Genomic DNA, 22514 nt, shown 5'->3' with positions numbered 1-22514 from the left:
AAAACTGCTTAATCTTTAAGCATGAAAATAAATACATTGATGGATGGCGCTATGCAAAGCTCATACGCGACAGCACTATTAAAACAACAGCAACTTCCTGAAAGCTTCCAATTCTTTTTTAAACAAAAGCAGCAGCTATCTAATACGCATTCATTGCATGATTTGGTGCGCCCACGTTTAAAAATTGCGATTGTGACGGAAACTTGGCCACCTGAAATTAATGGTGTAGCACTTTCATTATTAAAACTATGCCAAGGTTTACAGAAACAGGGGCATAAGATTTTACTGATTCGTCCAGAGCAAAAAGCAAAATGCCATGACTTTACGCCAGAGCAAGAATGTCTGGTGATGTCGCAGGCGATTCCAAAATATCCGACTTTGCAGTTTGGTTGGCCACAATATCTAAAAGTATCGAAAGCTTTTGAAAAGTTTGTACCAGATGTAGTGCACATTGTGACCGAAGGACCATTAGGTTTAACTGCCATGCAAGCTGCTAAGGCAAAAGCTATTCCGGTTTCTAGTGGTTTTCATTCGCCATTTCAAGATTTTAGTCGATTCTTCGATTTGGCTTTTTTAGTTAAACCGATTCAAAAATACCTGTGCTGGTTTCATAACAATACTCAAGTGACTTGTGTGCCAAGTAAAGATACACAAGAAGCATTACGCGGTTTTGGTATTACTTGCCCGCTGGTTGTTGTTGGGCGCGGCGTAGACACAACGAGATTTTCACCAAAGCATCGCTCTGAAAATTTACGAAAGCAATGGGATGCCGATGAGAATACTCGCGTTATGCTTTATGTCGGGCGTTTGTCTCCCGAAAAAGAAGTGCAAGTGCTCATTGATAGTTATTCTAACTTACAAACTGTTCAGCCACATAAAACGAAATTGGTTATTGTGGGAGATGGCCCAGATTTTGCTCGTTTAAAGTCACTACCTGAAGCGAAGGGTGTTATCTTTACCGGAAGTCTGAGAGGTCAAGATTTGGCTGCTGCATATGCGAGTGCAGACGTATTCGTATTTGCGAGTCAAGTTGAAACGTTTGGTAACGTAGTTTTAGAGGCAATGGCAAGCGGTTTACCAGTTATAGCGTATGATTATGCATGTGCACATCAATACTTAACACATGGTGTGAATGGCTGGTTAAGCCCACTTGGACAAAAAAGCCACTTTATACAACAAATTTATCAGCTTCCTTCAGTACAACAACTTAGAGAAATGGGCGTGCAAGCCTGTCATAAAGTACAGCAAAGCGGTTGGCAACTTCCGGTTCAGCAATTGGAGCAGGCATTTTATCAGGTAGTGAAGGAGCCCTCGGTGGACTTCACCTAAGTATCCTAAAATAGGAGAATGACCATGAAATTTAAGAATGCAAAAATAAAAATACTCGATTTAGATTTAAGAGGCTGTTTATATCTGAACAATTTCTCTCACTCACAGCGTGTTGCCCTTTTCTTCAAAATCATCAGTCGTGTGGGTGACGGTCCATTTTGGTATCTAATGCTGGCAATCGTGTGGGGGATGCAAGGCATCACCTATAGCCTGCAAATCATCTACTTGTTATTAGGTGGTTCTGTTGGGACCGCGATCTATAAATTTTTAAAACATAAGACAACACGACCTCGTCCTTATCAAGTGCATCAGGTGATTGTGCTCGGTGAGAGACCACTTGATCATTTTAGCTTTCCATCGGGTCATACACTTCATGCAGTGATGGTGACAATTGTGTTGGGTTATATCCAGCCCGCTTTGCTTGCGGCGATGTTTCCTTTCATGGTGCTTGTAGCCTTGTCTCGTATGGTGCTTGGTCTTCATTACCCAAGTGATGTGATTGTCGGTGCACTTATTGGCGCGGCGGTCGCGGGTATGATTATCTTTATGGCTCCACTATTGAATATCGCTTTATAAGTATCGGTAATTTTTATCAGCTTAAGCTATCGATTAGGTTTGTGGATTTGCTAAAGTACACAGTTCGTGATTTAGCAGATTAAACAGATAGGAGCCGCTATGGGCTTACGTTGGACAGATACGATTGATATTGCCATTGAATTGTCAGAAGCACATCCAGAAGTTGATCCGCAATGGATTCGTTTTACCGATTTACATGCATGGGTGTGCGCATTACCAGACTTCAATGATGACCCAAATAAATCGACAGAAGGATTGCTAGAAGGGATTCAAATGGCCTGGATAGACGAAGTTCGCTAAAAACAGTAGAAAAAATCGCAACTTTTACACATTCAAAGCTGATTATTGCCTATGACATCGGTATAATGCGGCAAATTTTTCAATGTTTAAATTTTAAAATAAAGGAGCCACTCATGGCTATTGAACGTACTTTGTCTATCGTAAAACCTGATGCAGTTTCTAAAAACCACATCGGTGATATTTTTGCTCGTTTTGAAAAAGCGGGTTTAAAAATTGTTGCGACTAAAATGAAACACCTTTCTCAAGCTGATGCTGAAGGTTTCTATGCTGAGCATAAAGAACGTGGTTTCTTTGGTGACTTAGTTGCATTCATGACTTCTGGTCCAGTTGTAGTATCTGTTCTTGAAGGCGAAAATGCAGTTCTTGCACACCGTGAAATCTTAGGCGCTACAAACCCTAAAGAAGCTGCTCCTGGCACTATCCGTGCTGACTTTGCTGTAAGCATCGACGAAAACGCTGCTCACGGTTCTGACTCAGTTGCTTCTGCAGAGCGTGAAATTGCTTACTTCTTTGCTGACAACGAGATCTGCCCACGCACTCGTTAATCGAAAGCATTCAAACCAGATAAGTGGTATACTACTTATCTGGTTTTTTTATTCTCTCAAGAGAATATTGTTTGATTCTTGAACAATATCTTCAGTTTTTTGACATGGTTTAGGTAAATACACATGAGTTCTGCAGAGGTCGTTTCATCTGAAAATCTTGATGGACAGCAGCAATCTTCGTCCACGCTGGTAATTCCTGCTGCCGAAAATAAAGTGAATTTACTCGGCATGTCTCGTACTGAGTTAGAAAAATTCTTTGAAGATATTGGCGAGAAAAAGTTTCGTGCCGGACAGGTCATGAAATGGATACATCAATACTTCATTACTGATTTTGCTGAAATGACCAATATTTCAGGGAAATTGCGTGCGAAGCTTGAACAGATTTGTGAAATCAAAGCTCCTGAAGTGGTTCACCGTCACTATTCAAAAGATGGTACACGTAAGTGGGTTTTTCGTGTGGGCGATGGTGCAGGTTCTTTAGTTGAAACTGTATTAATTCCTGCCGAAGATAAAACAGGCTTGCGTAAGACGTTGTGTATTTCGTCACAAGTCGGTTGTGCATTAGACTGCTCATTTTGTTCAACAGGCAAACAAGGTTTCCAACGTGATTTAACGCCAGATGAAATCATTGGACAACTTTGGATGGCAAACTATTCTTATATGGAAGAAGTGCCCGTTGCCGAGCGCGAGCGTTCAGTGACCAATGTCGTGATGATGGGTATGGGTGAACCATTGCTCAACTATGATGCAGTATTAAGCTCAATGCAAATCATGCTTGATGACTTTGCTTATGGTATGTCTAAGCGTCGTGTGACTTTATCAACATCAGGTGTTGTACCTAAAATTGATCAGCTTGCAAAAGACATTGATGTTGCTTTAGCAATTTCTTTACATGCACCAAACGATGAATTACGTAATGAATTAGTGCCAATTAATAAAAAATATCCATTGGCTCAGTTGATTGCAGCATGTCAGCGTTATATTGCCAAAGATGGTAATGAAAGTACGCGTAAACATGTGACCATTGAATATGTGATGTTAGAGGGTGTAAATGATCAGCCTGAACATGCACAGCAAATGATTAAATTATTAAAAAACCTACCAAGTAAAATTAATTTAATTCCATTTAACCCGTTCCCGCATGCACCATATGGTCGCTCAAGCCGAAATCGAATTATCTCGTTCCAAAAAGCTTTGTCTGATGCTGGATTTGTGTGTACGATTCGTCAAACACGTGGTGATGATATTGATGCTGCATGTGGACAGTTAGTCGGTCAAGTGGCCGATAGAACTCGTCGTGCTGAACAGTGGCAGAAGAAAGTCACACAGCGTCAAGAGATTTTGCGTACACAGGGATAAAATTGAGGGCAGGCTTTGAGTACTCCAAAGTTAAAAACGGTATTATGTATGGGGGTTGCAGTTGCATTTCTGGTAAGTGGTTGCCAGACAACGCATGTGCAAAAGAAAGACCCAGAAAAAGCGGTAAAAGTGCGTACACAACTTGCTGCTGAACATATCCGTTCGGGTGACTTGGATTCGGCAAAGCGAGCTCTTGATCAAGCTTTAAGTGTAGATAGCCGCGATGCAACGGCAAATATGATGATGGGCATTTTGCTACAGCAAGAAGGTAGTAAGCCGAACTTAGAAAAAGCAGAACATTACTTTAAACGAGCAATTTCATCTGAACCAGATAATGCTCAAGCACATAATAACTATGGTACGTACTTGTATCAAATGGAACGCTATAATGATGCGATCGAGCAATTTCGTATTGCTGGTACAACATTAGGTTATGACCAACGCTATCAGGCGTTAGAAAATCTAGGGCGTATTTATTTAAAATTGGGTGATGTTGCGAATGCTGAAAAAACATTCAAACAAGCACTCCTTGCTAACCGCGACTCTTATATTTCAATGTTAGAGTTAGCGGAAATTTTTTATTTGCAGCAGCAGATTCCGGCTGCTACACAAATGTATGAGCAATATGTTCATACAGTGGGGCAGAAAAATCAGGGTGCGAGAGCACTTTGGATTGGTGTAAGAGTGGCTCGAGCCAATGCGGATAAAATGGGAATGCAAGTGTTAGTAAACCAGTTACGTGCTTTGTTCCCGGAAAGTCCAGAATATCAACGTTATTTGCAATTACAGTATAGTACTGAGGCCGTATGGAAATAAATCCTAATTCACAGCAGCCAACTGGCTCAAGCTTACCGACTTCTGCTTTAGGAAATATTCAACGTCCTGGTGAGTATTTACGTCAAATTCGAGTTGCTCAGAATAAAGAGTTAGGGCAAGTTTCTTCAGATTTAAACATGCCGGTTAAGACTCTAACTGCTTTAGAGCAAGATGATTACAAGTCATTGCCAGAAGCGACTTTTATCAAGGGTTATTACCGTTCATATGCAAAATATTTAAATACAGATGCGACGGCAATTATTCAGCGCTTTGATGAAATTTATGCAAATGATACCGGGCTTTTACCAAACCATGCCTTAAACAACTCACCGATTAAAATCATGGGTAAACTCCCAGGTTCTAATAGTGACCGTAATAAGAAATGGTTGAAGCGTGCACTTCTTGCAATTGTGGTTATTGCTGTTGTGTCATTGATTGTCATGGGTATTCAAAAATGGACTTCTAAGAAAGAAGATGCTGATTTACCTAAAGTAAATCAATCTAGTGTTGAAGTTTTGCCTATGAAAGGAAATGCCACCTCAACAGTGGGTGATCAATTGGTGCTAAACTTTAACCGTCCAACGTCTGTTCATATTGTTGATGCAACAGGTAAAGTTTTGGCGACAGGCCGTCAGTCATCAACTTTAAACTTAAATGGCGAGTCTCCATTTCAGATTCGTCTTGATGATGCAACTGCGGTGTCATTAAGTTTAAACCAAGAACAGATTTCATTGTCTCCATATACGGTAAACGGTAAAGCTGAATTCCGTTTATCCCGCTAATACCATGAGTTGAGCGATACAATGATAGAGAACCCAATTAAACGTCGACCAACACGCAAAATTCGTGTTGGGTCGGTGTATGTCGGTGGCGATGCACCTATTAGTGTGCAAAGTATGACAAACACTGAAACTTGCGATGTTGATGCAACCGTTGCTCAGATTGAGCGTTGCGTTGATGCAGGTGCTGATATTATGCGTGTTTCGGTCCCATCTATGGAGGCTGCTGAGGCATTTGGCGCAATTCGTAAGCGCGTTTCAGTACCATTAGTTGCCGATATTCATTTTGACCATAGAATTGCCTTAGCAGTTGCAGATTATGGTGCAGACTGTTTGCGTATTAATCCGGGTAATATCGGGTCAGACCAGAAAGTTCGTGAGGTCGTTGCTGCGGCACGTCATCATGGTATTTCAATGCGTATTGGTGTGAATGCAGGTTCTCTAGAAAAAGATTTACAGAAAAAATATGGCGAGCCTACAGGGCAAGCACTTCTTGAATCAGCTTTACGTCACATTGATATTTTAGACCGCCTTGATTTCCATGAGTTTAAAGTTAGCGTAAAAGCCTCAAATGTGTTTTTAACCATGGATGCTTATCGCTTGCTTTCTCAGCAAATTGATAATCCATTACACCTTGGTGTTACCGAAGCGGGTATTTACCGTACGGGTACTGTGAAATCAGCGATTGCCCTTGGCGGATTATTGATGGAAGGCATTGGCGATACAATGCGTATTTCGCTTGCTGCCGAACCGGAAGATGAAATCAAGATTGGTTTTGATATCTTAAAATCGCTTGGTCTACGCTCTAACGGGATTAACTTTATTGCTTGTCCGAGTTGTTCTCGCCAAGAGTTTAATGTTATTCAAGTGATGCAAGCTTTGGAAGAACGTTTAGAAGATATTCGTACTCCAATGGATGTGTCAGTGATTGGTTGTAAGGTAAATGGCCCGGGTGAAGCAAAAGAAGCTGATATCGGAGTTGTTGGGGCTGCGCCTCGCTCATTGGTTTATCGTAATGGTGAGAAAAGCCATTTAATCGATACCGATCAATTGGTTGATGAAATCGAAACAATGGTTCGTCAACGTGTCCAAGAGCTTGAAGAAGCTAAATCTAAAGAAATTATTCGTAGTTCATCATGAGTTCAATTGTCGCAATCAAAGGTTTTAATGACGTCTTACCAACGCAAACAGTAGCGTGGAGACGTCTTGAGCAACATTTAGCATCGTTAATGGATGCTTATGGTTATCAACAAATTCGTTTACCAATCGTTGAACAAACGGGCTTGTTTAAACGTGCTATTGGTGATGCCACTGATATTGTTGAAAAAGAAATGTATACCTTTTTCGATAAAGGCAACCCACCAGAGTCATTAACTTTACGTCCAGAAGGTACAGCTGGTTGTGTTCGTGCCTTGGTTGAACATAATTTGTTGCGTGGCGCTACACCACGTGTGTGGTATATGGGACCTATGTTCCGTTATGAAAAACCACAAAAAGGGCGTTACCGTCAGTTCCACCAGTTTGGTGTAGAAACTTTTGGCGTTGCGACTCCTGACATTGATGCTGAATTGATTATGTTGACAGCTCGCTTATGGAAACGTATGGGCGTTGCTGATAAGGTTCAGCTTGAGTTGAATACTTTAGGCGAAACTGATGAGCGTACAGAGTATCGCAATGCATTAGTTGCTTTTTTAAATGAGCATAAAGATGCGTTGGATGAAGATTCTCAGCGTCGCTTAACAACAAATCCATTACGCATTTTAGATTCTAAAATTGAATCTACCCAGAAAATTCTGGAAAATGCGCCGAAATTGCATGATTTCTTAAAAGAAGATAGTTTGGATCATTTTAAGCAGTTACAAGATTATTTGACTGCTGCTGGCATCCAGTTTGTAATTAACCAGAAGTTGGTACGTGGTCTGGACTATTACAACAAGACTGTTTTTGAATGGACGACTACAGCACTCGGTTCGCAAGGCACAGTATGTGCTGGTGGACGCTACGACGGTTTAGTTGGTCAATTAAAAGGTAAGCCAGATCAATCTGTACCAGCTGTTGGTTTTGCGATGGGTATGGAGCGTTTATTGCTTCTGCTTGAGCAAGTTGAACAAGCTGAAGTTATTCGCGATTGTGAAGTCTTTTTGGTTGCAGAACCTGCTTATCAAACAAATGCTTTGATTTTAGCGGAACAATTACGTGACCAGTTAGAAGCTGCAAATAGCAGTATTCGAATCAAAACAGGTTCACAAGGCAGCATGAAAAGCCAGATGAAAAAAGCTGATCAGGCTGGAGCAATCTTTGCTTTGATTTTAGGGGAACGAGAGTGGGAAGCGCAGCAGTTTGCTATTAAAGAGTTAGCAACAGCTGAACAGTCACAAGTCGCAATTGCTGACCTCGTACCATTTTTAATCCAAAAATTTACAAAATAAACTGAACATCTGGAAAAGGACAATCACATGAGCTTAAGTGATGAAGAACAATTCGACAGCTTAAAGTCGTTCGCCAAAAAATATGGTTCTGCCATGATTAGCGGAATTCTCATTGCGTTGATTGCCTTTTTTGGGTGGACATACTGGCAAAAAAAGAATCTGGCAACTAGTCAGGTAGAAACTGCAAAAGTACAGCAGTTAATGGATGAGGCAAATGCGAGTGCCGATAATCCGAATGCTTTAAGTTCAGTAACTGCATCAGCAGATAAAATTGTAAAAGATGATATCGACTCTGTTCAGGCTATACAGACTCAGTTTGTATTGGCAAAATTAGCCTATGAAAAACAAGATTATGCTGCTGCTGAGAAAGCCTTAAAGAAAGTTGAAAATTCAAAAGTTAAAGATGAAGGTTTGATTCAAGTTGTAAAATTGCGTTTAGCAGATGCACAATTGGCGCAAAACAAATATGATGAAGCACTAAAAACTCTGTCTGGTAACGTCGATCCTGCATTTAAAGCAACGGTAGAAGAGTTACGTGGCGATATCTTTGTTGCTAAGAAAGATGTTGATTCTGCTAAAAAAGCGTATCAGGCAGCTTGGAATTCGTTACTAGAACGTAAACAAGAGCGACAAATTTTACAAATTAAACTCGAAAGTGTTGGCGTTTTAGTTGAAGATCCACAGATTGAGCGCCCAATTTTGGAAACACAGGTGGAAGAGTCTTAATGAATCAGAAATTCAAACTGCCTTTGGCAATTGCAATCGCATCGGCTGTACTGGTGGGATGTTCTAGTAATAAAGTAAAAGAAGTTAAACCAAATCCTCTACCGAAATTGACCGAGTCGAAAAAGACCTTAACGCCAGTGTTTTCGCGTAGTGTTTCTTCTACTGATAAAGCTGATCCATTACGTTTGCAACTTGATGCAAACGATGGTGTGGTTTTCACTCTTGATCCAAAAGGTGAAGTAGCTGCATATCGTGGTAAACAACGCATTTGGGAAAAGAAAGTCAGCAAATTAGGCTTGAGCTCTGGTGTTGAAGCTGCTGAAGGAATTGTTGTTGTTGGTAACAGTAAAGGTCAACTCTTTGCACTAGATCAGGCAACAGGCGAACAGAAGTGGACTGCACAGTTATCTGGCGCATTGTTAAGCCCGTCATTGGTTCAATCTGGACGTGTTATTACTATTGCGAATGATGGTACTGTATTTGCTCATGATGCTACTTCAGGCCAACAAGTTTGGGCTTATAAGTTACCGAATGTCCAATTTAGTTTGCGTGGGCAGGCATCACCAGTGAGCCTTGACCCTCGTACTGTATTAATTGCTTCTGCGAATGCATATGTTTATGCAATTGATACCATTAGTGGTATTCCACGTTTCCAACGTCGTGTTGCGGTAAGTGAAGGTCGTTCTGATATTCAACGTTTAATTGATATCGATGGTGATCCTACTGTAGCTGGACAGTTTATGGTAACGACCAGTTTCCAAGGTCAAGTGACTGTAACCGATCTTGCTTCTCAACGTGTCGTTTGGAGTGAAGATTCGAGCAGTACTAAACGTCCAGAAGTTTATGACAATAAAGTATTTGTCTCTTCAACAGATGGTAAGTTAACAGCTTACGATTTAGCGTCTGGTGAAAAAATCTGGGAAAATGATAGTTTGTTAAACCGTCATTTAAGTAATCCAGTTGTGCTGGGACAAGATCTTGTTGTAGGTGATTTAGATGGCGTATTACATCTTGTTGAACCAACAACAGGTAAGTTAATTGGTCGTTCAAAAACAAGTGGTGAAGTTAATACATTACGTGTTATCGAGAATCAACTTTATGTTTCGACCCGAAAAGGCGATTTAAGTATTTGGCAGAATCGTTAATTTCGTTCGCTTGTGCTAAAATAAGCGCTTAACAAATTATGCTGTTAAAAATATCGGGGTGTTTGAATTAAATCAGTTCAAAGCCCCGTCTTTTATTATGGTCATCTCTGACCTTAAAATATATCTCCTGTACTGTTTTTAATGCTCATGCCATGAGATATGGCTGGTCTTGAATTAAGGTTATTGTATGAAACCCGTTATTGCGCTCATTGGTCGTCCGAATGTCGGAAAATCAACGTTATTTAACCAGATTACCAAGAGTCGTGATGCACTTGTAGCCGACTTCGCGGGCCTGACTCGTGACCGTAAATATGGTGATGCGACTTATCAGAATAAGTCTTTCATTGTCGTTGATACTGGCGGTATTGGTGAAAATGAGGGCGGTATTGATAACTACATGGCCGAGCAGTCAAAAACAGCAATCAATGAAGCAGATATCATTATTTTTGTGGTTGATGCTCGTGCTGGTTTATTGGCTTCAGATGAGCAAATTGCCCGTGAACTACGTACTTTGGGCAAGAAAATTTATCTTGTTGCGAACAAGGTAGATGGAGTTCATGCAGAAGCGGCTTTGGTTGAATTCTACAAACTTGGTATGGGTGAACCTTTACAAGTTGCTGCCAGCCATGGTCGTGGCGTGCAGCAAATGCTTGAAGATGTTCTTGAGAATGTTCCTGAAGACGAAAGTGAAGAAGAACATGATAAAGCAACAGGTTTACGTTTAGCTATTATTGGCCGTCCAAACGTTGGTAAATCTACCTTGGTCAATCGATTACTGGGCGAAGATCGTGTAGTAGCATTTGACCAACCTGGTACAACCCGCGATTCGATTTATATTCCTTTTGAGCGTGATGGTCGTCAATACACATTAATTGACACAGCTGGTGTGCGTCGTAAGGGTAAAGTAGAAGAAATGATTGAGAAATTCTCAATTGTGAAAACGCTACAAGCAATTAAAGATGCGCATGTGGTTGTGGTAGTTCTCGATGCTCGTGAAGGGGTTGTTGAGCAAGATTTACATTTAATTGGTTATGCGCTTGAAGCTGGGCGTGCCATGATGATTGCCATTAATAAATGGGATAACATGACCGAATATGATCGCAAACAATGTAAATTGGATGTTGATCGTCGTTTTGACTTTATTCCATGGGCGAAAGTACACCTTATTTCTGCATTGCATGGTACGGGTGTAGGGGATATGTACCCAACTATTCACCGTGCTTATGACTCATCGCATTTAAAAGTTTCACCTGCGAAATTAACCCAAATTTTGAATGATGCTACAGATGCACATCAACCGCCAATGGTGAGTGGAAAACGTATTAAAATGCGTTACGCGCATATGGGGGGACAAAACCCACCAACGATTGTGATCCATGGTAATAAGGTTGATAAGACTCCTGCGGATTATCGTCGTTACTTAGAAAACGTGTTCCGTAAAGTATATAAACTTGAAGGTACACCAGTTCGTATTGACTTTAAAACTTCTGAAAACCCGTTTGAAGGTCGTAAGAGTCAAATTGATGAACGTACTGCTGCGCGTCGTCGTCGCTACATTCAGAAATTTAAAAAAGCAGAGAAAAAATTTAATCGTTAAGCTTTTTAACGTTCAAAAACCCAAAGTTTTCTTTGGGTTTTTTATTGCAAATAAATGAGCACGTGCCAAGAGTTATGAAAAAGTGTGAGTAATAAACGTAATTTTTTGTAAATTTTATAACGAATGCTATAATCAGCATCTTTATAAAATAATTTATATTTCGACAGAATAACGCGGCTTAGGGTTCATTTTTTAGCATGGTAACATTACATCTTGCTCAGCTTATATTTACACATGCTCAGCCCTCCTACGCAGCTCTCGACTGCATTCCCGCGATTCAGCGTAGACGGTTATCGCCTTTAGCTAAACTTGCTTTAAATAGCGCGATCGGTGCATTAGATGGTAATAAAGCCGATTATATTGTTTGGGTGTCAAAATATGGTGATGAGGCCAAAACTTTAAATATCTTAAAAGATGTTTTAAATGAACAAACTCCATCACCTACACAATTTTCAACGTCTGTTCATAATGCAATTTCTGGGCTTTATTCTATTTTATGTCAGGATGATACTCCCTCTACAAGCTTAAGCTGTTCATGGACTGAAAGTTTGATTGAGGCGTATGCACTTTTAAAGTCAATGACTGATATCAAACGGGTCTTAGTCGTTGCTTATGATGAGCCATTACCTAATATTTATGCTGAGGCAGTCGATTTTCCTGCCTATGCAATGGCTGCTGTCGTTACTTTAGAGCAACCTAATTTACAAATTACTGCGTGGATGCATACAGATGAAGCAGATGCTCCTGCTTTTGCTCATTTTTGGCAGGATGCTGACCAGTTAACATCTGCATTTGGGTGGAACAAATGCTAAATCTTAAGAACCTCAAGCAAAAAAGTAATTATTGCTGGCGTGTGGCTGCTACTGGTTTTAGTTTTGCCAGTTTTGGGCTGGGTGGTATGGCAATTGCCTCAGTGATTGCACCAGTACTAAATGCGACAACCTCTGACTCTGAAAAGCGTCAGCAGCGCGCACAAAATGTGATTAAACATAGTTTTAAAGGCTTTACCGAAATGATGGTCAAACTTGGCATCATGACTTATTCGGTAGAGGGCTTGGAAAAGCTACAAAATAGTCGTCAAGAGTTGGTGATTGCCAATCATCCGACTTTGATTGATGTTGTAGTACTAATTGGTATGATGCAGCAGGCTAATTGTGTTGTGAAGCAGTCTCTTTGGTCGAACCCATTTACCAAAGGACCCGTACAAAGCGCAGGCTATATTTTAAATGCAGGTTCTCAGCAGTTTGTTGAAGACTGTGTAAAGCGTCTAAAAGAAAACAATGCGGCTTCTCTTTTAATTTTTCCGGAAGGAACGCGCACTGAAAAAGGGATGACCCTAAATGAGTTTCAGCGGGGCGCAGCCAATATTGCCATTCGCGCAAATGTACCAATTCGTCCAGTAATTATTACCTGCACACCATCTACATTAACCAAGAATGAAAAATGGTACCACGTACCATCTCAACCATTTCATATCGAGGTCAAGGTTTTAGATGCAGTGCAAGTATCAGATTTGTTAGACGATTTAACAGTAGGACCTAAACAAGTTCGTCAGTTAAGTCGTAGTTTTTATAAAATTTTTGATGAAGAGTTATCTTGAAATGAGCAATCTTGCTGATGAACTAAAGCAAATGATTATTGATGTTTTGGCACTTGAAGATATCACTATTGCGGATATTGATACAGAAGCGCCACTATTTGGAGAAGGTTTAGGATTAGACTCGATTGATGCACTTGAGTTGGGACTAGCTTTGAAAAAGCGTTACAACATTCATTTAAATGCAGAGTCGGATGAAACCAAACAGCATTTTAAATCAATCCAGAGTTTGGTTGCTTTAGTTGAAGCACAACAGAAGTCATAAGGAGCGTGATGATGTTATCTCAAGAGCAAGTATTAACTAAACTCCGTGAATGGATGGAAGATTTGTTTGAAATTGAACCGGAGTCTGTTCAACTCGATTCGAACCTTTATTCAGACCTTGATGTCGACAGTATTGATGCGGTTGACTTAGTTGTAAAAATTAAAGAGTTAACAGGTAAGCAAGTAAAGCCTGAAGACTTTAAAAATGTGAGAACCGTACTGGATGTTGTGACGGTTATTCAGAACATGACTGCTGAATGAAGTTTATTCTTAAAGGGATAATAACAGCACTTTTTGTGCTGTATCCCTTTATTGTGGGTTGGAGTTTGACACACGGTCAATTCATTTGGGTAAGCCTATTACTCATCGGGTTGGGTGTCGTCAGACTTTTTGGTAAAGGTAACTCATTATTATGGCCTTTAACCGGTTTTGCTATTGTTTGTGGCAGTCTGAGCTTATTGTCACATAATCATGCGTGGTTAAAGTTATATCCAGTTGGTATGAGTTTAGGCGCATTAATTATTTTTTCGCTGACACTCATCAAGCCGCCGTCTATGATTGAGCGCTTTGCCCGACTCGTTGAACCTAATTTACCTGATTCTGGGGTGCAGTGGACCAGACAGGTGACTAAAGTTTGGTGTGTTTTCTTTTTTTGTAATGCACTGATTGCGTTAAGCACTGTGCTTTTTACCTCAACTCAGGTTTGGGTCATTTATAATGGCTTTATTTCTTATGTGCTGATGGGCATTTTGTTCTTTGGTGAATTTATTTTGCGTAAGCGACATCAGCGTTTACATTCTTCAAATCATTAATTAAAAACTATGTATTGCCATTTTCAGAAATTCATCGATTCAGCTCAGCCACTTTGTATAGACGATGCTCTGCACTCGACCAGTTTTAATTACTTTTGGCAGGATGTGGCCTTACAAGCTACTGCAATTGCTCAAATGGAAAATCTAACTTGGGCTTTATGGGAAGCAGATAGCTATGAATTTCTGGTTTTATTCTTTGCTGCTTTGCTAGCGAAAAAACAAGTACTTTTACCACCCAATAGAGTGCGTGAATTAGAACAGGATTTTGCAGCACAGCAGGTTTATTTTTTAAAGCGCCAAAATACTGAAAAAGTTGTTCCTTCATCTTTAACCTTAGACGATGCTTTTTTAGAGCAGGCGCAACTCTATTTTTATACATCAGGTTCAACTGGTGAACCTAAAAAAATTCCAAGGACACTCAAACAATTACTCAACGAAGTCCAAGGGTTAAGTCAAAGCTTTAGTTTTGATGAACATGCGATCGGGATTGCAACGGTCAGTCATCAACATATTTATGGATTACTGTTTAAATTACTGCTACCACTTGCTACTGGTCGAAGTTTTTATGTGCCTCAAATGGCATTCCCAGAAGATGTGGTACAAGCTCAAAAACAATTAGAAACGTTGGGATTAAGCAATTATTTGATCTCAAGTCCTGCATTATTAAAACGTTGGACAACCGATGTCATTTTACAACACTGCCAAATGGTCTTTAGTTCTGGTGGCAAGCTAGAAAGTGGTGTTCGCCCTTTCTTAAATCGTCCGATTATTGAAGTTTTGGGAAGTTCGGAAACTGGTGGTATTGCCCATCGTGCTAAAGATGAAGATGCTTGGATTGCATTTAGTAATGTGGCTATTCGGATTGAAGAGCAACAGCTTATGGTCAAGAGTAATCACGCCTTTGAGAATGATTGGATTGCCACAGGTGATGGCGCTGTATGGACAGATGCAACATGTCAGACCTTTAAGTTGATGGGGCGTACAGATCGAATTGTAAAACTTGAAGAAAAGCGCTTGAGTCTAGATGCGATTGAGCAAAGTATTCAGGCTCTAGATGTCGTAAAACACTGTCATGTATTGGTACTTGAACATGAGCAACGTCAAATATTGGGTTGTATTGTTGTTCTGAAAGAACAAGCTCGTGAGCAATTACAACAGCAAGGTAAGTCCGCTTTTGTCAGCCATTTAAAACAACAATTAAAAGACAGCTTGGAAACGATCGCGATTCCTCGTCAATGGCGTTTCCTCAGTCAGCTACCACAAAACACTCAGTCCAAACTCAATAAAAATTATTTGAAAACTCTATTTAAGCCTATGTTACAACCCGTGGTGCTGTCACAGTCTCAAAATTCAGATGACTACATTTGGGAGTTGGAATTTCCACCCGAGTTAGTTTGTTTTAAAGGGCATTTCCCAACACAACCGATTTATCCTGGGGTTGGGCAAATTGGCTTTTTACAACATTTTGCTAAATCAATTTGGTCTGATTTGAGCTGGTGTCAGGGATATGAGCAGTTAAAATTTCAAAACCTGATTCGTCCGTATGCCGTGGTACAACTCAAGCTTGCTCGAAAAGATCACAAGGTGAGTTTTGAACTACGCGATTCAGAACAGATTCTGGCTTCAGGGCGACTATTATTTGCTTTGCAAACGGAAGTAGGGGGTTAAAAATGCAGACCAATTACGGTTTTGTTGTTCCGGTTTATAACCATCCACATTATTTAGCAGATTTGATTTCTTATCTGGACAGTTTTGATCTACCGATTGTGTTGGTCAATGATGGAAGTGATGATGCTTGTAGCCAAATTTTAAAAGGATTGGCAGAGCAATATTCTCAAATTCATCTTATTGAACATGAGGTGAATAAGGGTAAGGGACAAGCCGTAATGACTGGTTTACGTGCAGCCTATGAGCTTGGTTTAAGCCATGCATTACAACTCGATTCAGATGGTCAACACTGCTGGGATGACATTCTAAAATTTATTGAGCAGTCTCGACAACATCCAGATGCAATGGTAATTGGTCAGCCATACTTTGATGCCTCTATTCCTAAAAAGCGCTTATATGGCCGTTACATTACTCATTTTTGGGTCTGGTTAAATAGTTTGTCTTTTGAAATTAAAGACAGCATGTGTGGGTTTCGCGTGTATCCGCTTGAGAGCACAATAAATGTTTTAAATAGTGCTAAATTTCAGCCACGTATGGGTTTTGATAGTGAAATTTTAGTGCGTTTAAAATGGGAAAATACTCCTTTTATTAATGTACCAACACCTGTGGTTTATCCAGAGCAGGGTATTTCTCATTTTCATGCTTGGCGAGATAACTTAGGGTTAAGCAAAGCGCATGCAACTTTGTTTATGGGCATGCTGATTCGCTTACCGAAGCTATTAAAACAAAAGCTGCAAGGTTAATTATGACAGATTCAGCTTCACCAAAATGGAACGACATTAAAGAGCGAGGCGGTATGTTGCCCCTTATGCTCGTGTTGTGGTTTTACCGTTTTGGTGGACGTTGGTTATGCAAGTTGGTGATGTACTTCGTTATTATGTGGTACTGGTTATTTGCTGCCACTGCACGACAGGCTTCCTTACTTTATTTACAAAAACTGCATCATTTTGCTGGATCACAGTCGCCTTTTAGCCACCAACCAAATTGGACAAATAGCTATGCGCATTTCATGCAATTTGGCGAATGTATTTTAGATAAGATTGAGGGTTGGCTAGGCCATATCTCCGAGCAAAATCTAGAAGTTTTTGGACATGAAAACTTCTCGCAGCATTATCAAAAAGGCGCTCTTATTGTTGTCTCTCACTTTGGCAATATTGAATTGCTTCGAGCTATTAAGTCAGAGCATCCGCAGAAAATTAATGTGCTGGTTTATCAAAAGCACGCGACAAAATTTAATGAGTTTTTGAAAAAACTAAATGATAAGGCGGATGTCTGTCTTTTATCAGTTGATGAGTTAGGTATTGAAACCGCGATGTTGCTGCAAGATAAAATGCAGCAAGGTGAGTGGGTCATTGTGGCGGCAGATCGAGTTCCTGTGCATTCAGATCGTGTACAGCATGTTGATTTTTTAGGGGAATCAGCAGCTTTCCCACAAGGTGCATGGATTTTAGCAAATTTACTCAAAGTGCCTGTTATTGCGGTGTTTTGCTATCGAGTGCAACAGCAGTTTCAAGTTCATATTCATTCAATTGCTGAACAGATCAATTTACCCCGTGCTCACCGTATTGAAAGTATGCAAACCATCACTAAAACGTACGTTGCCGTACTAGAACAGCATTGTCTGCGTGCCCCTTATCAATGGTTTAATTTTTATAATTTTTGGACGAAATAACATGCGTGTGTTAACCGTAGGTGAACAACCTCTGAGTATTGAAGATGTCGTTTCCGTAGCCAGAGGCGAATGTCAGGTTGCTTTACCAGAAACGTCTGAGTGGCGTGAACTGATTCAAAAAGGTGCTGATTTTCTCGATCAGCTCCTTGAAGAAGAAGGGGTTATCTACGGTGTGACCACGGGTTATGGTGACTCATGTTTGGTTGAAGTACCATTACATCAGGTTAATGAACTACCGCTGCATCTTTCACGCTTTCATGGTTGTGGTTTAGGCGAAAATTTAGATGTCATCACTGCACGTGCAGTAGTCGTGACACGTTTATGTTCATTGGCTCGCGGTTATTCAGGCGTGTCGATCGCTTTGCTGGAACGCTTAGTTTGGTTGCTGAATGAAAATGTAATTCCAGTCATTCCATCTGAAGGTTCAGTCGGGGCAAGCGGAGACTTAACGCCGTTATCTTACATTGCGGGAACTTTAGTCGGTGAACGTGACGTCTATGTCGATGGGCAAATTGTTCCTATTGCTCAAGTCTATGCTGAAAAAAATATGTTGCCTTTAACGCTTAGACCTAAAGAAGGTTTGGCGCTCATGAACGGCACAGCGGTGATGACGGCGATTGCTTGTTTGAACTATAAAAAAGCAGAGCAAATTGCACTTGCAGGTACTTTAATTACTGCTCTAAATGTATTGGCTTTGGAAGGTAATCCTAGTCATTTTGATGAAGTACTATTTGCACAAAAGCCCCATCCGGGGCAGCAGCAAATTGCCAAGCAATTACGTGACTGGCTGAACAGTGAAGTACAAACAGCACATCAAAGTCCACGCTTGCAAGACCGTTATTCGTTGCGCTGTGCACCACACATCATTGGTGTTTTTGAAGACTCAAAAGTATGGTTACGTCAGTTTATTGAAAATGAACTGAATTCAAGTAACGACAATCCATTGATTGATCCAGTCGGTATGCGTGTGTTGCATGGCGGTCATTTTTACGGTGGACACATTGCACAAGCAATGGATAGCTTAAAAATTATGATTGCCAATATTGCTGACTTGATGGATAGACAGATTGCACAACTAGTCGATCATAAAATGAATCATGGTTTACCACGTAATTTAACGGGTGCAACGGCTGAACGTTTGCCACTGAATCATGGTTTTAAAGCGGTACAAATCGGAGTATCGGCGTGGACGGCTGAAGCCTTAAAAAACACTTTGGCAGCTTCAATTTTTTCACGTTCAACCGAATGTCATAACCAAGACAAAGTTAGCATGGGAACTATTGCTGCGCGTGATGCGAGCCGAGTAATTACCTTAACACAGCAAGTCATTGCAGCGCTGTGCTGTGCAAGTGTGCAGGCGATTCACTTGAAAGGCCTCACCACACAGTTAAGTCCAACATTGCAGGCATTTATGCAATGGACCTTACAAAGCTTTGCATTTGTCGAAGAAGACCGACCATTACAAACCGAATTACAACAGATTGTTGATCGTTTAGACCAACTTGAACTGTTTAATCAACCAGAATTTATGGGATAAGGTGAGCCAATGCATGCAGATGTAATCATTGAAATTCCATTTCATGATGTCGATACCATGAATGTGGTTTGGCATGGACACTATTTAAAATATTTTGAGATTGCGCGCTGTAAATTGCTCGATCAATTTCATTACAACTATATGCAGATGAAAGAATCAGGCTATGCATGGCCTGTGATTGAAAGCCATGTTCGCTATGCATACGGTATTGAGTTTGAACAAAAGATTCGGGTTCGGGCCATTTTAAAAGAATGGGAAAATCGTTTGAAAATTGATTATTTGATTTTTGATGCTGAGTCAGGAAAACGTTTAACCAAGGGTTATACCACACAGGTAGCGGTGAATATTGAAGCTCGTGAAATGTGTTTTCAATCGCCACAGGTTTTGTTTGATCGCTTGAATGCATGGTCTGAGTTTCAACCGAAGAGGAATACGTGATGTCTCAATTCATCAAAACTTTAGGTTTAGGTGCTGCTGTTTGGATGAGCAGTTTAAGTGCGGTCTATGCAGCGCCAACACAGATCACTCAAATTTTTCAGCAATTGTCACAGTCTCCTACGGTTCGTGCTGATTTTGAACAGCAAAAAAAATTGCCATCGTTGAATAAAACTTTTATATCGAACGGCTCTTTGTTGTTCTCAAAATCTTATGGTGTAGCCTGGCAAATCAAACGACCTGTACAAGCAGATTTGATTGTTACCCCAACCAAATTGGTACAGAAAACTCAGCGTACATTTAGCCAAATACAAGTTGATCAATCGCCATATAGTTCGGTCGCGACTTTATTCTTACAGCTTATGTCTGGTAATGAACAGGCCCTAGCAAAGAATTTTAATGTGGTAAGTGCGAATTATAGTCCAGCGGGTTGGAGCATGAGCTTAACTCCAAAAAGTAGCTTGTTTAAAAAGTTATTTGTGCGTGTTGATGCTCAAGGGCAACAGTACGTCAACCAAATCGTAATTACCGAGAAAGCGAATAATTTAACGACTATCCGCTTTAGTCACCAGACTTCTCAACCGACGACTCTAACGGCTGCTGAGCATGCGATTTTCCAACTGGCAAAATAAGTTCACCGCGCTTTGGTTAATTGCTCTGCTACTGATCGCGGTGGGGCTTGGCGTGACGTGGCTGAATAAAGATATTCATATTCAAACTAATATTTTTGCGTTATTACCTAAAGTTCAGCAAGACCCAGAACTTGCACGTACCCAGCAGTACATGAATGAGCAACTCAACAATAAAGTATTTGTGGTGGTAGATGCCAAAGATGAAGCTGAGATACAACAAGCGACTCATTTCTTAACAGCACAGGCCAAGCAAAGTCAGTTGTGGCAACCGTTGAAGCCACAACTTGATTTTGATCAATTTGCAAAACAGTTGTATCAACATCGCGCAGGCTTGTTGAGTTCTCAAGATCAAGCCTTATTGCAAAAAAAGGACTATGCTGCGCTGACTGAACAAAGTTTGATGCAGATGATGAGTCCAGGCATGCCTGTCACTGCTGAGTCACTTAAGCAAGACCCGCTATTATTGTTCCCTCGTTATGCCATGCAGTTGGCAACCCCGTCGCAACAAGATATTGAAATGGAGCAGGGTTTTGCCACAATTCATCATGAGCAAGGTATCTCTCGGCTTTTCGTATTACAGTTGACGCAAAGCCCATACAATATTGATTACCAAGAACAGACCTCTACTTGGATTGAGCAAACTAAGCAAAAGTTAGCTGCAATGGGATTAAAATCTCATTGGACTGGAACTATTTTATTTTCAAATTTTGGGACGCAATCCGCTAAACAGGAAATATCAACTATTGGTGTTGGCTCGACACTGGGCTTAATTTTTCTGGTTTGGTTCGGCTTTCACTCACTACGACCTTTGGCGACCGAGTTTATTGCAGTTTCGACTGGAAGCTTTGTGGCGTTTGCGGTCACACATTGGGTGTTTAGTGAAATTCACCTGATGACATTGGTCTTTGGTGCAAGTCTGATTGGTGTCTGTGTCGACTTTTCATTTTATTTTATGGCGATGCAATCGCAGCATAGAAAGCTTGGTGGTTTTCAAATTTTAAAACCACTATTACCAAGTTTGTTTATGGGCTTAATGACCACATTGGTTGCTTACATCTTTTTGAGTTTTACTCCGTTTCCTGGGTTCAAGCAGATTGCAGTCTTTTCAATTGTAGGATTAACTGCGGCGTGGATCAGTAGTGTTTTACTATTACCAAGATTACCTGCACTCAATGCCCAGCCAGCAATAAAAGCATTATCGTGGATTGGACACGCACGGTTATGGTTTCAGCAACGAACCACAGTCCGTTATAGCTTGATTGCAATCATTTTAGCAGTAGGTACGGCGAGTCTTTTCTATCTTAAAAGTAACGATGATATTCGTAATTTACAAGGTATGGACGCGAGCTTAAAACAGCAAGACCAAGCGGTTCGTGAGCAATTTGGCCAGCAACAAAGTAGTGATTATTTTGTGGTGCGTGCAGCATCGGCAAATGAAATGCAGCAACAAGAGCAGCGACTGATTGGACATTTGCAACAGTTACAGTCACAAGGGGAAATCAGTGCATTTCAAGCTTTGGGACAATGGATTCCACCATTGGCAGAGCAGCAAAATAATCTACAACTATTAAGAAATATTCCTAAAGAGACTTTGCTGCAATATGCACAAAGCATGGGGCTAAATGTTAATGATGTTTTACAATGGCAACAGCAACTGGCGACACAACCGTTATTAGATTTTTCGGTATTTAAAGATCACCCTTTAGCTTTTTTACAACCTCAAGCCAATGAACGATTAGTGATGGTGACAGGGGCAAAACAGCCTGAAGTGTTAAAGCAGCTTCAGAATGAGCATATACATTTCCAACAACCGATTACCGAAATGTCGCAAATGTTTGCTGAACATCGAGTGCAGGCTCAACATCTTCTGATTTATGCCTTAATTGGTCTGGCAGTTGGTTTGGCGCTTATTTATGGATTAAGTTCGATTGTGCCTTTGGTCCTGCCAGTCAGCTTGGCATTACTGAGTACTTTTGCTATTCAGGCATGGTTAGGTGTGGAGATTAACCTGTTTAGTATTATGGCGACTTTCCTGATTATTGGGATTGGTGTCGACTATGCAATTTTCTACCGACATGGACATGATCACCCACAAGTAGTTGGAATGGCATTATTTTTATGTATGATGTCGACCTTACTTGGCTTTGGATTACTTTCATTTAGCCATACTTATGCAATTCATTGTTTTGGTTTAACGGTTTTATTGGGGGTTATTTTCTCATTTATCTATGCGACTTTGTTAACCCCCGCAGATGAAAAACATATTGTAAATTTACAAGACCATTCATAATTTGAA

Annotated in this window: 24 protein-coding genes; all 24 read left to right on the top strand. The window is 40.5% G+C overall.

What is annotated here, in order from left to right:
• The first annotated feature begins 39 nt into the window (after positions 1–39).
• Positions 40–1329 carry a glycosyltransferase family 1 protein gene (locus QLG01_RS04930; RefSeq protein WP_282495985.1) on the top strand — a complete coding sequence of 430 codons (1290 nt, stop codon included), beginning with the start codon at positions 40–42 and terminating at the stop codon, positions 1327–1329.
• 24 nt (positions 1330–1353) lie between these two features.
• Positions 1354–1905 carry a phosphatase PAP2 family protein gene (locus QLG01_RS04925; RefSeq protein ID WP_005302237.1) on the top strand — a complete coding sequence of 184 codons (552 nt, stop codon included), beginning with the start codon at positions 1354–1356 and terminating at the stop codon, positions 1903–1905.
• Between the two features lie 99 nt (positions 1906–2004).
• Complete coding sequence (iscX, locus tag QLG01_RS04920) at positions 2005–2205, top strand: Fe-S cluster assembly protein IscX (protein ID WP_003654869.1); 201 nt, start codon at positions 2005–2007, stop codon at positions 2203–2205.
• 113 nt (positions 2206–2318) lie between these two features.
• Positions 2319–2750 (top strand): nucleoside-diphosphate kinase, encoded by a 432-nt coding sequence (ndk, locus tag QLG01_RS04915; RefSeq protein WP_003654870.1) that lies wholly within the window; start codon positions 2319–2321, stop codon positions 2748–2750.
• A 123-nt stretch (positions 2751–2873) separates the two neighbouring features.
• A complete protein-coding gene (rlmN, locus tag QLG01_RS04910) occupies positions 2874–4109 on the top strand; it encodes a 23S rRNA (adenine(2503)-C(2))-methyltransferase RlmN (RefSeq protein WP_199943620.1) in 1236 nt (411 codons plus the stop codon).
• A gap of 15 nt (positions 4110–4124) precedes the next feature.
• Complete coding sequence (gene pilW, locus QLG01_RS04905) at positions 4125–4925, top strand: type IV pilus biogenesis/stability protein PilW (RefSeq protein ID WP_198307475.1); 801 nt, start codon at positions 4125–4127, stop codon at positions 4923–4925.
• Positions 4916–5707 carry a helix-turn-helix domain-containing protein gene (locus QLG01_RS04900; protein WP_005302244.1) on the top strand — a complete coding sequence of 264 codons (792 nt, stop codon included), beginning with the start codon at positions 4916–4918 and terminating at the stop codon, positions 5705–5707. The genes pilW and QLG01_RS04900 overlap by 10 nt, the downstream gene beginning before the upstream one ends.
• A 21-nt stretch (positions 5708–5728) precedes the next feature.
• Positions 5729–6844 carry a flavodoxin-dependent (E)-4-hydroxy-3-methylbut-2-enyl-diphosphate synthase gene (ispG, locus tag QLG01_RS04895; RefSeq protein WP_004698760.1) on the top strand — a complete coding sequence of 372 codons (1116 nt, stop codon included), beginning with the start codon at positions 5729–5731 and terminating at the stop codon, positions 6842–6844.
• Positions 6841–8133, top strand: a complete 1293-nt coding sequence (hisS, locus tag QLG01_RS04890; RefSeq protein ID WP_013198977.1) for a histidine--tRNA ligase — start codon at positions 6841–6843, stop codon at positions 8131–8133. The genes ispG and hisS overlap by 4 nt, the downstream gene beginning before the upstream one ends.
• 27 nt (positions 8134–8160) lie before the next feature.
• Positions 8161–8859 carry a tetratricopeptide repeat protein gene (locus QLG01_RS04885; RefSeq protein ID WP_004794712.1) on the top strand — a complete coding sequence of 233 codons (699 nt, stop codon included), beginning with the start codon at positions 8161–8163 and terminating at the stop codon, positions 8857–8859.
• A complete protein-coding gene (bamB, locus tag QLG01_RS04880) occupies positions 8859–10004 on the top strand; it encodes an outer membrane protein assembly factor BamB (RefSeq protein WP_049837905.1) in 1146 nt (381 codons plus the stop codon). The genes QLG01_RS04885 and bamB overlap by 1 nt, the downstream gene beginning before the upstream one ends.
• Before the next feature lie 187 nt (positions 10005–10191).
• Positions 10192–11601 (top strand): ribosome biogenesis GTPase Der, encoded by a 1410-nt coding sequence (gene der / locus QLG01_RS04875; protein ID WP_004794708.1) that lies wholly within the window; start codon positions 10192–10194, stop codon positions 11599–11601.
• A 197-nt stretch (positions 11602–11798) separates the two neighbouring features.
• Positions 11799–12413: a beta-ketoacyl synthase chain length factor gene (locus tag QLG01_RS04870; protein ID WP_151988840.1), complete on the top strand. Its 615-nt coding sequence runs from the start codon at positions 11799–11801 to the stop codon at positions 12411–12413.
• Positions 12398–13201 carry a lysophospholipid acyltransferase family protein gene (locus QLG01_RS04865; protein ID WP_267531151.1) on the top strand — a complete coding sequence of 268 codons (804 nt, stop codon included), beginning with the start codon at positions 12398–12400 and terminating at the stop codon, positions 13199–13201. The genes QLG01_RS04870 and QLG01_RS04865 overlap by 16 nt, the downstream gene beginning before the upstream one ends.
• Position 13202: 1 nt before the next feature.
• Positions 13203–13463 (top strand): phosphopantetheine-binding protein, encoded by a 261-nt coding sequence (locus QLG01_RS04860; protein WP_000067033.1) that lies wholly within the window; start codon positions 13203–13205, stop codon positions 13461–13463.
• 5 nt (positions 13464–13468) lie between these two features.
• Positions 13469–13723 carry an acyl carrier protein gene (locus tag QLG01_RS04855; protein WP_080649511.1) on the top strand — a complete coding sequence of 85 codons (255 nt, stop codon included), beginning with the start codon at positions 13469–13471 and terminating at the stop codon, positions 13721–13723.
• Positions 13720–14274, top strand: a complete 555-nt coding sequence (locus tag QLG01_RS04850; RefSeq protein ID WP_282495950.1) for a septation protein IspZ — start codon at positions 13720–13722, stop codon at positions 14272–14274. The genes QLG01_RS04855 and QLG01_RS04850 overlap by 4 nt, the downstream gene beginning before the upstream one ends.
• Positions 14275–14283: 9 nt before the next feature.
• Positions 14284–15942 (top strand): AMP-binding protein, encoded by a 1659-nt coding sequence (locus QLG01_RS04845; protein ID WP_282495949.1) that lies wholly within the window; start codon positions 14284–14286, stop codon positions 15940–15942.
• Positions 15943–15944: 2 nt separating this feature from the next.
• Positions 15945–16685 (top strand): glycosyltransferase family 2 protein, encoded by a 741-nt coding sequence (locus tag QLG01_RS04840; RefSeq protein WP_282495948.1) that lies wholly within the window; start codon positions 15945–15947, stop codon positions 16683–16685.
• Positions 16686–16687: 2 nt separating this feature from the next.
• On the top strand, positions 16688–17614 hold the full coding sequence (locus QLG01_RS04835) for an acyltransferase (protein WP_282495947.1): 927 nt from the start codon (positions 16688–16690) through the stop codon (positions 17612–17614).
• Position 17615: 1 nt separating this feature from the next.
• Complete coding sequence (locus QLG01_RS04830; RefSeq protein WP_282495946.1) at positions 17616–19151, top strand: aromatic amino acid ammonia-lyase; 1536 nt, start codon at positions 17616–17618, stop codon at positions 19149–19151.
• A 9-nt stretch (positions 19152–19160) separates the two neighbouring features.
• Complete coding sequence (locus QLG01_RS04825; protein ID WP_003654902.1) at positions 19161–19589, top strand: acyl-CoA thioesterase; 429 nt, start codon at positions 19161–19163, stop codon at positions 19587–19589.
• Positions 19589–20218 carry an outer membrane lipoprotein carrier protein LolA gene (locus QLG01_RS04820; RefSeq protein WP_005302277.1) on the top strand — a complete coding sequence of 210 codons (630 nt, stop codon included), beginning with the start codon at positions 19589–19591 and terminating at the stop codon, positions 20216–20218. The genes QLG01_RS04825 and QLG01_RS04820 overlap by 1 nt, the downstream gene beginning before the upstream one ends.
• Positions 20193–22508 carry a hypothetical protein gene (locus tag QLG01_RS04815; RefSeq protein ID WP_282495945.1) on the top strand — a complete coding sequence of 772 codons (2316 nt, stop codon included), beginning with the start codon at positions 20193–20195 and terminating at the stop codon, positions 22506–22508. Before QLG01_RS04820 ends, QLG01_RS04815 begins: the two co-directional genes overlap by 26 nt.
• Positions 22509–22514: the final 6 nt, after the last annotated feature.

Origin of the sequence: Acinetobacter sp. V89_4, assembly GCF_029967875.1 — a bacterium.
Taxonomy (GTDB): Bacteria; Pseudomonadota; Gammaproteobacteria; order Pseudomonadales; family Moraxellaceae; genus Acinetobacter; species Acinetobacter oleivorans.
Note: the sequence above shows the minus strand (reverse complement) of the source record. Positions and strands in the feature narration are given on the sequence as shown.

Coding starts and splice junctions, on each gene's coding strand:
- QLG01_RS04930 (WP_282495985.1), top strand. CDS start 40: ATGGATGGCGCTATGCAAAGCTCATACGCGACAGCACTATTAAAACAA.
- QLG01_RS04925 (WP_005302237.1), top strand. CDS start 1,354: ATGAAATTTAAGAATGCAAAAATAAAAATACTCGATTTAGATTTAAGA.
- iscX (WP_003654869.1), top strand. CDS start 2,005: ATGGGCTTACGTTGGACAGATACGATTGATATTGCCATTGAATTGTCA.
- ndk (WP_003654870.1), top strand. CDS start 2,319: ATGGCTATTGAACGTACTTTGTCTATCGTAAAACCTGATGCAGTTTCT.
- rlmN (WP_199943620.1), top strand. CDS start 2,874: ATGAGTTCTGCAGAGGTCGTTTCATCTGAAAATCTTGATGGACAGCAG.
- QLG01_RS04900 (WP_005302244.1), top strand. CDS start 4,916: ATGGAAATAAATCCTAATTCACAGCAGCCAACTGGCTCAAGCTTACCG.
- ispG (WP_004698760.1), top strand. CDS start 5,729: ATGATAGAGAACCCAATTAAACGTCGACCAACACGCAAAATTCGTGTT.
- hisS (WP_013198977.1), top strand. CDS start 6,841: ATGAGTTCAATTGTCGCAATCAAAGGTTTTAATGACGTCTTACCAACG.
- QLG01_RS04885 (WP_004794712.1), top strand. CDS start 8,161: ATGAGCTTAAGTGATGAAGAACAATTCGACAGCTTAAAGTCGTTCGCC.
- bamB (WP_049837905.1), top strand. CDS start 8,859: ATGAATCAGAAATTCAAACTGCCTTTGGCAATTGCAATCGCATCGGCT.
- der (WP_004794708.1), top strand. CDS start 10,192: ATGAAACCCGTTATTGCGCTCATTGGTCGTCCGAATGTCGGAAAATCA.
- QLG01_RS04870 (WP_151988840.1), top strand. CDS start 11,799: ATGGTAACATTACATCTTGCTCAGCTTATATTTACACATGCTCAGCCC.
- QLG01_RS04860 (WP_000067033.1), top strand. CDS start 13,203: ATGAGCAATCTTGCTGATGAACTAAAGCAAATGATTATTGATGTTTTG.
- QLG01_RS04850 (WP_282495950.1), top strand. CDS start 13,720: ATGAAGTTTATTCTTAAAGGGATAATAACAGCACTTTTTGTGCTGTAT.
- QLG01_RS04845 (WP_282495949.1), top strand. CDS start 14,284: ATGTATTGCCATTTTCAGAAATTCATCGATTCAGCTCAGCCACTTTGT.
- QLG01_RS04840 (WP_282495948.1), top strand. CDS start 15,945: ATGCAGACCAATTACGGTTTTGTTGTTCCGGTTTATAACCATCCACAT.
- QLG01_RS04835 (WP_282495947.1), top strand. CDS start 16,688: ATGACAGATTCAGCTTCACCAAAATGGAACGACATTAAAGAGCGAGGC.
- QLG01_RS04830 (WP_282495946.1), top strand. CDS start 17,616: ATGCGTGTGTTAACCGTAGGTGAACAACCTCTGAGTATTGAAGATGTC.
- QLG01_RS04825 (WP_003654902.1), top strand. CDS start 19,161: ATGCATGCAGATGTAATCATTGAAATTCCATTTCATGATGTCGATACC.
- QLG01_RS04820 (WP_005302277.1), top strand. CDS start 19,589: ATGTCTCAATTCATCAAAACTTTAGGTTTAGGTGCTGCTGTTTGGATG.
- QLG01_RS04815 (WP_282495945.1), top strand. CDS start 20,193: ATGCGATTTTCCAACTGGCAAAATAAGTTCACCGCGCTTTGGTTAATT.